The sequence below is a fragment of the Psychrosphaera saromensis genome (assembly GCF_002954545.1).
Classification (GTDB): domain Bacteria; phylum Pseudomonadota; class Gammaproteobacteria; order Enterobacterales; family Alteromonadaceae; genus Psychrosphaera; species Psychrosphaera saromensis.
Window position 1 is genome coordinate 1,269,129 of sequence record NZ_MSCH01000003.1, and the last position, 12,938, is coordinate 1,282,066.

At 39.3% G+C, this 12,938-nt stretch carries 10 protein-coding genes and 3 tRNA genes; all 13 read left to right on the plus strand.

The window, feature by feature from the left end; translation table 11 throughout:
* Positions 1-19: 19 nt before the first annotated feature.
* The 13 genes from aceF (at position 20) to BTO11_RS06015 (ending at position 12,876) form a co-directional block, all read left to right on the plus strand.
* Positions 20-1,999 (plus strand): pyruvate dehydrogenase complex dihydrolipoyllysine-residue acetyltransferase, encoded by a 1,980-nt coding sequence (gene aceF / locus BTO11_RS05955; protein ID WP_105051744.1) that lies wholly within the window; start codon positions 20-22, stop codon positions 1,997-1,999.
* A gap of 177 nt (positions 2,000-2,176) precedes the next feature.
* Positions 2,177-3,601, plus strand: a complete 1,425-nt coding sequence (lpdA, locus tag BTO11_RS05960; protein WP_105051745.1) for a dihydrolipoyl dehydrogenase — start codon at positions 2,177-2,179, stop codon at positions 3,599-3,601.
* A gap of 185 nt (positions 3,602-3,786) precedes the next feature.
* Positions 3,787-4,392, plus strand: a complete 606-nt coding sequence (locus BTO11_RS05965) for a hypothetical protein (RefSeq protein WP_105051746.1) — start codon at positions 3,787-3,789, stop codon at positions 4,390-4,392.
* Between the two features lie 308 nt (positions 4,393-4,700).
* Positions 4,701-4,892: a carbon storage regulator CsrA gene (csrA, locus tag BTO11_RS05970; RefSeq protein WP_105051747.1), complete on the plus strand. Its 192-nt coding sequence runs from the start codon at positions 4,701-4,703 to the stop codon at positions 4,890-4,892.
* A 177-nt stretch (positions 4,893-5,069) separates the two neighbouring features.
* Positions 5,070-5,162: transfer RNA gene (locus BTO11_RS05975), tRNA-Ser, on the plus strand.
* A 23-nt stretch (positions 5,163-5,185) separates the two neighbouring features.
* Positions 5,186-5,262 (plus strand) — tRNA-Arg (locus tag BTO11_RS05980).
* Between the two features lie 26 nt (positions 5,263-5,288).
* Positions 5,289-5,365 (plus strand) — tRNA-Arg (locus tag BTO11_RS05985).
* Positions 5,366-5,741: 376 nt separating this feature from the next.
* Positions 5,742-5,987, plus strand: coding sequence for an OadG family protein (locus BTO11_RS05990; RefSeq protein ID WP_105051748.1), 246 nt, complete (start codon positions 5,742-5,744; stop codon positions 5,985-5,987).
* A gap of 10 nt (positions 5,988-5,997) precedes the next feature.
* Complete coding sequence (gene oadA / locus BTO11_RS05995) at positions 5,998-7,779, plus strand: sodium-extruding oxaloacetate decarboxylase subunit alpha (protein ID WP_105051749.1); 1,782 nt, start codon at positions 5,998-6,000, stop codon at positions 7,777-7,779.
* 4 nt (positions 7,780-7,783) lie between these two features.
* On the plus strand, positions 7,784-8,914 hold the full coding sequence (locus BTO11_RS06000) for a sodium ion-translocating decarboxylase subunit beta (protein ID WP_105051750.1): 1,131 nt from the start codon (positions 7,784-7,786) through the stop codon (positions 8,912-8,914).
* A gap of 247 nt (positions 8,915-9,161) precedes the next feature.
* On the plus strand, positions 9,162-10,793 hold the full coding sequence (locus tag BTO11_RS06005) for a CTP synthase (protein WP_105051751.1): 1,632 nt from the start codon (positions 9,162-9,164) through the stop codon (positions 10,791-10,793).
* Between the two features lie 61 nt (positions 10,794-10,854).
* Positions 10,855-12,147, plus strand: coding sequence for a phosphopyruvate hydratase (gene eno, locus BTO11_RS06010; RefSeq protein ID WP_105051752.1), 1,293 nt, complete (start codon positions 10,855-10,857; stop codon positions 12,145-12,147).
* Positions 12,148-12,225: 78 nt separating this feature from the next.
* Positions 12,226-12,876: a hypothetical protein gene (locus BTO11_RS06015; RefSeq protein WP_105051753.1), complete on the plus strand. Its 651-nt coding sequence runs from the start codon at positions 12,226-12,228 to the stop codon at positions 12,874-12,876.
* The last annotated feature ends 62 nt before the right edge of the window (positions 12,877-12,938 follow it).

Sequence of the window (12,938 nt, forward strand, 5' to 3'; positions counted from 1 at the left end):
GGTTTAGGAGAATAACAAGATGGCTGAATTAAAAGACATCCTAGTCCCAGACGTTGGCGGCGACGAAGTAGAAGTAATTGAAGTTTGTGTTGCCGTAGGCGATACAATTTCGGAAGAAGATTCTATTGTCACAGTTGAAAGTGATAAAGCATCTATGGATATTCCAGCACCTTTCTCTGGCACAGTTAAAGAAATTAAAGTTGCCTTGGGCGACAAGATTTCTGAAGGCAGTTTATTAATTGTGATTGAGGCCGCAGGTTTAGCTACTGAAGCTGCTCCTGTTGTTGAAAGCGCTCCAGTAGCAGCTCCTGCACCAGTTGCAGAAGCTAAAGTTGAGGCGGCTCCAGCTGCAGCAACTACGGGTGCCGTATCAACTATCGAAGTGACAGTGCCAGATATTGGTACTGACGACGAAGTTGATATTATCGACATTTTAGTTGCTGTTGGTGATTCTGTTTCTAAAGAAGATGGTTTAATCACCTTAGAAACTGATAAAGCAACGATGGATGTTCCATGTCCAGAAGACGGTGTTGTTAAAGAAATTAAAGTAGCTGTTGGTGGCAAAGTTGGACAAGGTTCACTTGTTTTATTACTTGAAACTGGCGCAGCGCAAGCTGATGCTCCAGTTGCAAGTGCAGCGCCTGCACCAGCGGTTGAAGCTGCTCCTGCAGCGGCTCCAGCTCCAGTAGCGGCAGCTGCAACATCAGAAGTTAAAGATGTTGAAGTTCCAGATATTGGCACTGACGATGAAGTTGATGTTATTGATATTCTCGTTGCGGTTGGCGACACGGTTGAAGCTGAACAAGGTTTGATCACATTAGAAACTGACAAAGCAACCATGGACGTTCCGGCACCATTTGCTGGTGTTATCAAATCGTTAAAGATTGAGAATGGCGGCAAAGTTTCAACAGGTTCTATTATTGCAACAATTGAGACTGTATCTAGTGCTCCTGTAGCCGCAGCTACCGCTCCGGAACCAGTTGCAGCTCCGGTTGTTTCAGCACCTGCGAAAAAAGCACCACCGGTTGTGCAAGCTCATCCATCACAAGCTGGTGGCTCTGCATCAGGTAAGAATATTCACGCGACTCCGTCAGTAAGACGTTTAGCAAGTGAGTTTGGCGTAGATTTAAACAAAGTTACTGGTTCTGGTCGTAAAGGTCGTATTTTAGCGGAAGATGTTAAATCGTTTGTTAAATATGAATTGTCACGCCCTAAAGCAACTGCTAACTCTAGTGTTGCAGCTGGTGAAGGTGGTTTACAAGTTCTTGCTCAACCTAAAGTAGATTTCTCTAAATTTGGTGAAGTTGAAGAAGTACCGTTAACTCGTATTCAAAAGATCTCTGGTCCAAACCTTCATCGTAACTGGGTAACGATTCCACATGTTACACAATTTGATGAAGCTGATATCACGTCTTTAGAAGTGTTCCGTAAAGAGCAAAATGCGACGTTAGCTAAGCAAAAATCAGATCTTAAGATCACGCCATTAGTTTTCATTATGAAAGCTGCGGCATCTGCTCTTGCAGCTTACCCACAATTTAGTTCGTCTTTAAGCTTAGATGGTGAAAGCCTGATAATGAAGAAGTATATCCACATAGGTATCGCAGTCGACACGCCAAATGGCCTTGTTGTTCCTGTTGTACGTGATGTTGATAAAAAAGGCGTTAACGAAATTTCACGTGAGTTGATGGAAATATCTAAAAAAGCTCGTGATGGAAAATTAACAGCAAGAGACATGCAAGGTGGTTGTTTCACTATCTCGAGTCTTGGTGGTATCGGCGGAACCGCGTTTACCCCTATTGTTAATTCACCAGAAGTTGGTATTTTAGGTGTGTCTAAATCAGAAATGAAACCTAAATGGAACGGTTCTGATTTTGAACCTAAACTGATGTTACCACTGTCATTGTCATACGATCACAGAGTAATCGACGGCGCATTAGCGGCTCGCTTTACTGTGCATTTGGCAAGTGTGTTATCAGATATACGTAAACTGGTTTTATAAGGTTGTTTATAAAACTTTTATAAAATCATAAGAAAGTCTTGCAGTTGCAGGACTTTCTATTTTTTGAGTGATAAACTCAACAAAATTTCGAGCAAACGAATATTCGTTTGTTTACCTTATTAGAAATGGAATGAAAGGCCTTCATTCCGTCACCATACAAGTGAATAGAGGTTAATTATGAGCAACGATATCAAAACTCAAGTTGTGGTTCTTGGTGCTGGTCCGGGTGGTTACTCTGCTGCATACCGTGCAGCTGATTTAGGGTTAGACGTAGTATTAGTTGAGAAGCGCGCAACATTAGGCGGCGTTTGTCTAAATGTTGGTTGTATCCCATCTAAAGCATTATTACATGTAGCAAAAGTTATTGATGATGCAAAAGATATGGCATCTCACGGTGTAACATTTGGTGCACCAAAAATTGATCTTGATAAGATCCGCTCTTGGAAAGATAGCGTTGTTGCACAACTAACTAACGGTTTAGACGGAATGTCTAAAATGCGTAAAGTTAAAGTTGTTAACGGTTTCGGTAAATTTACTGGTAGCAACACGCTAGTAGTAAATGGCGCTGATGGCGATACAACAATTACCTTTGATAATGCAATTATTGCAGCGGGTTCTGAACCGGTAAATCTTCCATTTATTCCTGAAGATGACCGTGTAATTGACTCAACTGGTGCATTAGAACTTAAAGATATTCCTGGTGAAATGTTAGTACTAGGTGGTGGTATCATCGGTCTTGAGATGGGAACTGTTTATGCTGCATTAGGATCTAAAGTTTCTGTTGTTGAATTCTTAGACCAACTTGTACCTGCTGCTGACAAAGACCTTGTGCAAGTTTATTCTAAATACAATAAAGACCGTTTCAACATTATGTTATCAACGAAAGTTGTAGCCGTTGAAGCTAAAAAAGACGGTTTATATGTCACGTTTGAAGGTAAAAAAGCACCTGCTGAACCTGTACGTTATGACAAAATATTAGTTGCAGTTGGTCGTAAGCCAAACGGTAACTTAATGGACGCAACTAAAGCGGGCGTTACTGTTGATGAACGTGGTTTCATTAATGTTGATAATCAATTACGTACTAACGTAAATCACATTTTTGCAATCGGTGATGTTGTTGGTCAACCTATGTTGGCTCATAAAGCAGTTCATGAAGCACATGTTGCGGCTGAAGTTATCTCTGGTCAAAAACACTTCTTTGAACCTCAAGCTATTCCTTCTATTGCCTACACTGATCCAGAAATGGCTTGGGTTGGTATTACTGAAAAAGAAGCAAAAGAACAAGGCTTAAAAGTTGAGTCTGCTAAGTTCCCTTGGGCAGCTTCTGGCCGTGCAATTGCTTCTGCTCGTACTGAAGGTTTCACAAAGTTAATCTTTGATAAAGAAACGCACCGTATCTTAGGTGGCGCTATTGTAGGTATCAATGCTGGTGAGATGCTAGGTGAAATCGGTTTAGCTATTGAGATGGGCGCTGATGCGGAAGATATCGCATTAACTATCCATGCTCACCCAACGCTTAACGAGTCAATTGGTCTTGCTGCAGAAATGTATGAAGGTTCAATTACGGATTTACCAAATCCTAAAGCGAAAAAGAAAAAGTAATTTTTCTTATTTGAATTGAATTAAAGGGATTACATCTTTGTACCTTTGATATTAATTCATCCTTGAATTAAAAAATGCCGACGTTATGTCGGCATTTTTGTGTCTGCTTTATTTATAACGTTTTTAAAAAAAATAAAGTAAACTGCATTCATCGCTATTATTCACAATCATTAAAGGAATTACCTGTGAAATCAATAACTAAAACTTTAGTCATATCTTTGTATTTAACATCAACCTTAGCTCAAGCTGAGGTTGAGTCTTGGTATACATTCTGGGGAGCCGGAGTATCAAACATTTCATATTCAGGCGACCGAGGTACTGAAATTGAAATATTAAGCCAAGAAGATGCCAGTGTAGGTGGTACACATTTAAATGCATTTGGTTTTTATTTTCCAATCGATAACAATAGTATATATGGCTTTGTTGCACACGGTGCTACATCAACTTTCACGGCAGATAGTTTGTATATTGAAGACATCACTTATAACGACACCATGTTGGCTTTCAGCTATATGAATTTTTATGGTAGTGAAATTGGTGACGGTCTGTTTTATCGCACGGATATCGGTTATAGCGAGGCAAGTAGAACGGTTTCTTATGCAAAAAACGACTTTGGTACAAGTGAAAGTGAGTATGAATTTGGTAGCGGAATGTCAGTTCTTTTAGGTGCTGGTTATGGTATTCCAGTATCAGAAGAGAGCAGAGTATTAATATTGCTTGAATATAGAAATGCATTTATAGCTGACAATGAGATGCAAAGCATCGGGGTCACTGTTAATGGGTTATGGTAACCTCAAACAACAGTAAAAACACAGATCTATAAAATGCCGACGTTATGTCGGCATTTTTGTTTGTTTAGGTTAAATATTCACCTACACCTGAATTATCTTCATCCGATAATAGGCATGTTAGAAATCTGTTGCTATGATTGAACTAAGTCTAAGGAGAGTAGTCTACAAAGTATTACAGTTGTGCGATTAAAATTAATGCAAAAATTGTAAGATCCTTTGAGTCTAGGTAGAATGTTTACTTCGACTTAGTCGGAAATGGAGCTTTTTATTAAGCTAATTATAAGCAAATGGCATAAAAGGAGCTAATAATGCTTATACTAACTCGTCGTGTTGGTGAAACGTTAATGGTCGGTGATGAAGTTACAGTTACAGTTTTAGGTGTAAAGGGCAACCAAGTAAGAATTGGTGTTAATGCTCCTAAAGAAGTAGCAGTTCATCGTGAAGAGATATACATGCGAATTCAAGCGGAGAAGGGCGGTCAACCCTCTGAAGCTGAATAGCGATAAACCGGCGTTAAGCCGGTTTTTTTATTTTTAAGATCTATGAATTTAAGCCACAATGTTACAAATATTAAACGATAACGTGATAATTGTTCATTTTCAAAGCAATCAACAATTTAATTAACAATTTCATTTGACATATTTTCTTAGATCATTACTATACGCACCACATTGAGTGGAGAGGTGGCCGAGTGGCTGAAGGCGCTCCCCTGCTAAGGGAGTATAGGGTTTGTAGCCCTATCGGGGGTTCGAATCCCCCCCTCTCCGCCATTCAATGTTTTTGTGATTAAAGTGCGCTCGTAGCTCAGCTGGATAGAGTACTTGGCTACGAACCAGGCGGTCGGAGGTTCGAATCCTCCCGAGCGCACCATCATCACAGAAAAGAAGACTTATTGTGCGCTCGTAGCTCAGCTGGATAGAGTACTTGGCTACGAACCAGGCGGTCGGAGGTTCGAATCCTCCCGAGCGCACCATATCTTTTCTTTTAATCTTCAGTAACAAATCCAATCTAAATAAAATCTTATTCAATACATCCAAAAATACCAATATCTAACATTTATTCTTTTATCTTCAATTACTTATTATTTTTCTAAATAACTATTCAAATTAAATTATTATTTATTCAAATTAAATTATTATTTATTCAATATTAATCTACCCTGATAAGTAGGTGTTTAGCGGTAAATTTAACCTGTTACTGTGAAAATTTCCTTTCAATTAGAATCAATATTGTGTTACTTAAGAGCTAATACTCTAAGTTTGATCTGCATCTCTGAATAAAATAATAAAAACAGTCGCTCTCAAACGATGTATCAATCAACATAAATAATAAACCGGGTAGTGAAACTTATGAATGTATCAGAGCTGTTAGCTGAAGCTGGCATACTTATGTTGGTAGGGATGGTAGTTGTATTTCTATTCTTATCAATGCTAATTGTTGCTATCAAACTTTTAACAAAGTTTGCTGAAGCGTATCCAGATCCAATAAAGCCTAAACGCAACGAAATTAAACCTATAAGTTCTAGTAAGACTTCGCCACAGGTGATTGCAGCAATTACTGCCGCCGTAAAACAATATAAAGCGCGAAATAAATAGAGGAATGAACATGAAAAAGCCATTGTTACTTACTGAGTTGGTGTTGCGTGATGCACATCAATCTTTACTTGCAACCAGAATGCGTTTGGAAGATATGCTACCAATTGCAGGTAAATTAGATCAGGTTGGCTTTTGGTCAATGGAATCTTGGGGCGGCGCTACGTTCGACTCTTGTATTCGATACCTTGGTGAAGATCCGTGGGAACGTATTCGAGCTTTAAAGCAAGCAATGCCAAACACAAAACAGCAAATGTTATTACGTGGCCAAAACTTATTAGGTTACCGCCATTATGCTGATGATGTAGTTAGAAAATTTGTTGAGCGCGCTCACACTAACGGCGTAGATATATTTAGAATTTTTGATGCGATGAATGACATCAGAAATCTAGAAACTGCCGTTAAATCAGCCGTTGATGTAGGTGCTCACGCACAAGGTACAATTTCATATACCGTTAGCCCAGTTCACAACTTACAAACTTGGGTAGACATGGCCAAAAAATTAGAAGACATGGGTTGTCACTCTATTTGTATTAAAGACATGGCGGGTTTATTAAGACCTTATGAATGTGAAGAACTAATTACAACGTTAAAATCGACAATTGATTTACCAATTGCAATGCAATGTCATGCAACCACTGGCTTATCTACGGCAACGTATCAAAAAGCGATTGACTCAGGTATCGACATGCTGGACTCAGCTATCTCTTCAATGAGTATGACGTACGGCCACAGTCCAACAGAAACTATGGTAGCCATTGTTGAAGGAACAGATAGAGATACAGGTTTAGATTTAGTGTTATTAGCTGAAATTGCCGCTTACTTCAGAGAAGTAAGAAAGAAATATGCAAAATTTGAAGGCAGCTTAAAAGGGGTTGATTCACGTATTTTATTAGCTCAAGTACCTGGCGGCATGTTAACAAACATGGAAAGCCAACTTCGTGAGCAGGGCGCTGAAGATAGAATGGATGAGGTGCTAAAAGAAATACCTAAAGTTCGTAAAGACTTAGGGCAAATTCCTTTAGTAACACCAACATCACAAATTGTTGGCACTCAAGCGGTATTAAACGTATTGACGGGTGAACGTTATAAGTCGATTACCAAAGAAACAGCTGGCGTATTAAAAGGTGAGTACGGTGCGACAGCAGCACCTGTAGACGCTGAATTACAAGCTAGAGTGTTAGATGGTGCTGAAGCTATTACGTGTCGTCCTGCGGATAACATTGAAGATGAGTTAGTTAAATTAACTGACGAGTTAGATGTGCTTGCCTCAGAAAAGGGCCTTATCCTTGCTGATGAAAAAATTGACGATGTACTAACTTATGCTCTTTTCCCACAAATAGGCCTTAAGTTTTTAGAAAATCGTAATAATCCTGCCGCATTTGAGCCTGTTCCAACGGGTGAAATTGACACACCTAAACAAACAAAATCAACATCTAATGATGATGCACCAGAAGCATATAGTGTTTCTGTTGATGGCAAAGTATATGAAGTTGTTGTAGCTCCAACTGGCGAATTAACCAGTGTTGTACATGGCGCTCAAAAAGATGAAGCGCATACTCAACATACAACGGTAAATGCGGGTGAAACACTGAATGCACCGTTAGCCGGTAATATATTTAAAATCTTAGTGTCTCCAGGTAGTGTTGTGGAAGATGGTGATGTTGTGATCATTATGGAAGCCATGAAAATGGAAACGGAAGTACGCGCAGCGTCTTCTGGCACAATTGCTTCTATAAATATTAAAGAAGGCGACGCAGTTACGACTGGCGATGTCTTGCTTACACTAGGATAGAAAAATGGAAGGTTTACAAACGCTTTGGGAATCAACAGCCCTAGCACACTTTGAATTCGGCCAAATCATAATGATGGCGGTTGGGTTACTTTTACTATTTTTAGCAATAGCAAAAGGCTTTGAACCACTTTTATTATTGCCTATTGGTTTTGGCGCTATTTTAGCGAATATCCCATTAGCCGGTTTTAATGATGAAGGCGGATTGCTTTATTACATTTACCACGTAGGTATTGAAACGGGTGTATTCCCATTATTAATATTTATGGGAGTTGGCGCTATGACAGACTTTAGCGCGCTAATTGCAAATCCTAAAATGTTGTTATTAGGTGCTGCCGCCCAGTTTGGTATTTTTGCGACCTTATTTGGCGCTATCTTGTTAAATCTAATTCCAGGTTTTGATTTTAGCTTACAAGACGCATCGGCTATTGCCATCATTGGTGGTGCCGACGGGCCCACCGCTATATTCTTAGCATCCAAGCTAGCGCCTGATTTATTAGGTGCTATTGCCGTTGCTGCATACTCATACATGGCTTTGGTTCCAATTATTCAACCGCCAATCATGAAAGCGTTAACTACAGTAGATGAACGTAAGATAAAAATGGAGCAACTACGCGTTGTTAGTAAAAAGGAAAAAATGATCTTTCCTCTTGCTGTACTTTTCTTATCGGCGATGTTATTGCCGGCTGCTGCACCATTAGTGGGGATGTTCTGCTTAGGTAACTTAATGAAAGAATCTGGTGTGGTTGATAGATTAAGTAACACAGCCCAAAATGAACTCATTAATATTGTTACCATCTTTTTAGGATTAGCCGTTGGTTCAAAACTAAGTGCAGAGAAGTTTTTAACTCTAGAAACGCTAGGTATTTTAGGTTTAGGAGCTATCGCATTTAGTATCGGTACCGCAGCGGGTGTCTTAATGGCTAAATTAATGTCTAAATTTAGTAAACAGCCAATTAATCCATTATTAGGTGCAGCAGGCGTATCTGCGGTTCCAATGGCAGCTCGAGTCGTGAATAAGGTTGGCCTAGAAGCCAATCCTCATAACTTCTTGTTAATGCACGCAATGGGACCAAATGTAGCAGGGGTTTTAGGCTCAGCTGTAGCAGCAGGTATCTTGTTAGCTTTAGTTGGTTAAAGTGTAAGATAAGCCAAGTTGGTTAAGTGTTAACTTAGTCAGCTTGGTTTAAAAAATGAGTAATAAAATATCGTAATAAATCGATATTCTAGATTGTTGAATTTGTGTGCGTTTGGTATACTTTCATCCCATCCTGACCACACATCCAAAAACAAATAATTAATCGCTTAAATTTTATTCAAGTGATGCTTTTTTCGTTGTTGTTTGTGATGTTTCCAAGTTTAGCAGTCTAATTTTTAAGGTTTGTATGACTACTCGATATATATTCGTTACTGGTGGCGTTGTTTCTTCTTTAGGCAAAGGTATTGCTGCGGCATCTTTAGCTGCAATTTTAGAAGCGCGCGGTTTAAATGTAACTATTCTAAAGCTTGACCCATATATTAATGTTGACCCAGGCACCATGAGCCCAATCCAACACGGTGAAGTATTTGTTACAGAAGATGGCGCAGAAACAGATTTAGATTTAGGTCATTACGAACGTTTTATTCGTAATAAAATGACTAAGAAAAACAACTTCACTCAAGGCCGCGTTTATCAAGACGTATTGGCTCGTGAACGTCGTGGTGATTATTTAGGTGCCACTATCCAGGTTATACCGCACATTACTAACGAGATTAAAGCTCGTGTTGTTGCTGGCGCAGAAGGCCGAGATATTGCTATCGTTGAAGTTGGCGGCACAGTAGGCGATATTGAATCTCTACCATTTTTGGAAGCTTTACGTCAGTTAGGTACAGAAGTTGGCCGTGAGAATGCAATGTATATGCATTTAACTTTAGTGCCTTACCTAGGCACTGCAGGCGAAATCAAAACTAAGCCAACACAGCATTCAGTTAAAGAATTACGTTCTATTGGTATTCAACCAGACATTTTAGTATGTCGTTCTGACCGTGCTATTCCAGCAAACGAAAGAGCAAAAATCTCTTTGTTTACCAATGTTGAAGAAAAAGCAGTTATTAGTCTTAAAGACGTAAGCTCAATTTACCAAATTCCTGCGTTGTTAAAATCACAAGGTTTGGATGATTTAGTATGTCGTCGTTTTCACATTGATGCACCAGAAGCTGATTTGGTTGAGTGGGAACAAGTGCTTTATGCTGAATCTAACCCATCAGGTGAAGTAAACATAGGTATGGTTGGTAAGTATGTTGAATTACCAGATGCTTATAAATCAGTTAACGAAGCATTAAAACATGCTGGCTTGAAAAAACGTTTAACCGTTAACATCCATTACGTTGATGCTCAAGATGTTATGGTGAAAGGTCCTCATATCCTTAAAGATTTAGACGCGATACTTGTCCCTGGTGGATTTGGTGAGCGTGGTACTGAAGGTAAAATGTTAGCGGCTCAATACGCACGTGAAAACAAAGTGCCTTATTTAGGTATTTGTTTAGGCATGCAATTAGCGTTAATTGAATTTGCTCGTAACGTTGCAGGCTTGACTGATGCGCACTCAACTGAATTTAATCCAGACAGCCCACATCCGGTTGTTGGCTTAATTACAGAATGGTTAGATGCTGAAGGCCAAGTTGAAATGCGTAATGCAAAATCAGACCTAGGTGGTACGATGCGTTTAGGCGCACAAAAGTGTTATCTTAAGCCTAAGTCCAAAGCCCGTGAAGTTTATGGTAGCGAATGGATTGTTGAACGTCATCGTCATAGATACGAAGTGAATAATAATTACATTGAGCAGTTAGAAAAAGCTGGTTTGGTGTTTGGTGGATTATCGGAAGATAAAAAGCTAGTAGAAATGATAGAACTTCCAGATCATCCTTTTTATGTAGCTGGTCAGTTCCATCCAGAGTTTACGTCAACACCAAGGGACGGACATCCTTTGTTTGAAGGGTTTGTCGGCGCCGCTGGTGAGTTTGTAAAAAATAAATAGAACTATAAATAATAAATAAAACGCAGCCTTAAGCTGCGTTCTTTTTGAATAAGGAATGGGAATGTCTCAAATAGTTAAAGTAATTGGTCGTGAGATCATGGATTCACGCGGAAACCCTACGGTTGAAGCTGATGTATATTTAGAATCTGGTGCGTTTGGTCGTGCAGTTGCTCCATCTGGCGCATCAACAGGTTCGCGTGAAGCTCTAGAATTACGTGATGGTGATAAAGCTCGTTACTTAGGTAAAGGCGTATTAACTGCTGTTAGTAACATTAATGACAAGATAGCACCTGCTGTTATTGGTAAAGACGCTCAACTACAAGTTGCTGTTGACCAAGCTATGTTAGATTTAGATGGTACAGACAACAAAGCGGTATTAGGTGCAAATGCAATATTGGCAGTTTCATTAGCAAATGCTAAAGCTGCAGCATTAGAAAATGGCATCGCATTGTTTGAACACATCGCTGACTTAAACGGTACTTCTGGTGAGTTCTCTATGCCAGTACCTATGATGAATATCATCAACGGTGGCGAACACGCAGATAACAACGTTGATATTCAAGAATTCATGATCCAACCTGTATCAGCGACTTCATTCCGTGAAGCGTTACGTATGGGTGCTGAAATCTTCCACACACTTAAGAAAGTATTAAGCGAAAAAGGCTTAAATACGGCTGTTGGTGATGAAGGTGGTTTTGCTCCAAACTTAGCGTCTAACGAAGAAGCATTAACCGTTATTGAACTAGCTGTTGAACGCGCTGGCTACAAACTAAACGAAGACGTAACTCTCGCGCTAGATTGTGCAGCATCAGAATTCTATTCTGACGGTGTTTACAACATGAAAGGCGAAGGCAAGAAATTCAATTCAGCTGAATTCTGTGATTACTTAGCTGAGCTAAGCAACAAATACCCAATTCTTTCAATTGAAGATGGTCTAGACGAATCTGATTGGGATGGCTGGAAATTATTAACTGACAAGATTGGCGAGAAAGTTCAATTAGTTGGTGATGATTTATTTGTTACTAATACTAAGATTTTACGTGAAGGTATTGAGAAAGGTGTTGGTAATTCAATCCTAATCAAGTTTAACCAAATCGGTACGTTGACTGAAACATTAGAAGCTATCCGTATGGCGAAAGAAGCTGGTTTCTCAGTTGTTATTTCTCACCGTAGTGGTGAAACTGAAGATACTACCATTGCTGATTTAGCCGTTGGTACAGCAGCTGGTCAAATTAAGACTGGTTCTTTATGTCGTTCTGACCGTGTTGCTAAATACAACCAATTACTACGTATTGAAGAGCAACTAAGTAACGTTGCTTACCGTGGTCGTTCAGAGATCAAAGGCCAAGCGTAACTGCTTGCCCAATAAAAGGAGTGCAATTTGCACTCCTTTTTTATTGGGGACTTAATAATATAACGCTATAGTTAATCTATGACTGACTCACGTAACCAACGCTTTTTATGGCAACAAAGAACCGGACAGCAAATATTTGCTGAGCTATCTAACGCCTTATATGAAAGAGAGTTAACACGTTTGTCACAAGACAGTGAACTTAACGCTGAGTTATTAAAGAAACGTCTCGGCTCCATGTCTTTTTATATAAAAAAAGCCGCAGAGCATATTAGTGAATTATACACACCGTTAGATTTAGACAGCCAAAATGGTTCTTGGATCAGCGCCCAGTCAGTAAAACCTCATTCATTAAAAATCCAACAAGATAAAACCGAATCGTTTTATACCGAACACGCAAAAATGGCGCTCGTCATCCCTATTTCTGTAAGTCATTATGGAATAGAACAGATCGTGTTAGACACAATTGATGAAATAGACTTAGAAAATGGTCAGGTACATTGTAATGAACATGGCTGGTTTAAATTAAGCGGGCATCAAAACGTAGACTCTAACATTTACTATAAGCTGTTGTTAAAACCCAACAAAGCAATCATGTCAGCGGCGTGTTGCGGTCATCAATGGTTAAATCAACGCAGAACATCACCAAGATTATTATCCCTGCGAGAAATGCTCCTAGCTAGTCGGATCAATTGGCAACATTTTTCTAAATTACTTACCTTAAAAAAATAACCACTAAAACCGTATCTATACCTTTCAATCTGGCTGTATCCTTTGCATAATACAGAATCGAA

Coding starts and splice junctions, on each gene's coding strand:
- aceF (WP_105051744.1), top strand. CDS start 20: ATGGCTGAATTAAAAGACATCCTAGTCCCAGACGTTGGCGGCGACGAA.
- BTO11_RS06000 (WP_105051750.1), top strand. CDS start 7,784: ATGGAAGGTTTACAAACGCTTTGGGAATCAACAGCCCTAGCACACTTT.
- eno (WP_105051752.1), top strand. CDS start 10,855: ATGTCTCAAATAGTTAAAGTAATTGGTCGTGAGATCATGGATTCACGC.
- lpdA (WP_105051745.1), top strand. CDS start 2,177: ATGAGCAACGATATCAAAACTCAAGTTGTGGTTCTTGGTGCTGGTCCG.
- csrA (WP_105051747.1), top strand. CDS start 4,701: ATGCTTATACTAACTCGTCGTGTTGGTGAAACGTTAATGGTCGGTGAT.
- BTO11_RS06005 (WP_105051751.1), top strand. CDS start 9,162: ATGACTACTCGATATATATTCGTTACTGGTGGCGTTGTTTCTTCTTTA.
- BTO11_RS06015 (WP_105051753.1), top strand. CDS start 12,226: ATGACTGACTCACGTAACCAACGCTTTTTATGGCAACAAAGAACCGGA.
- BTO11_RS05990 (WP_105051748.1), top strand. CDS start 5,742: ATGAATGTATCAGAGCTGTTAGCTGAAGCTGGCATACTTATGTTGGTA.
- oadA (WP_105051749.1), top strand. CDS start 5,998: ATGAAAAAGCCATTGTTACTTACTGAGTTGGTGTTGCGTGATGCACAT.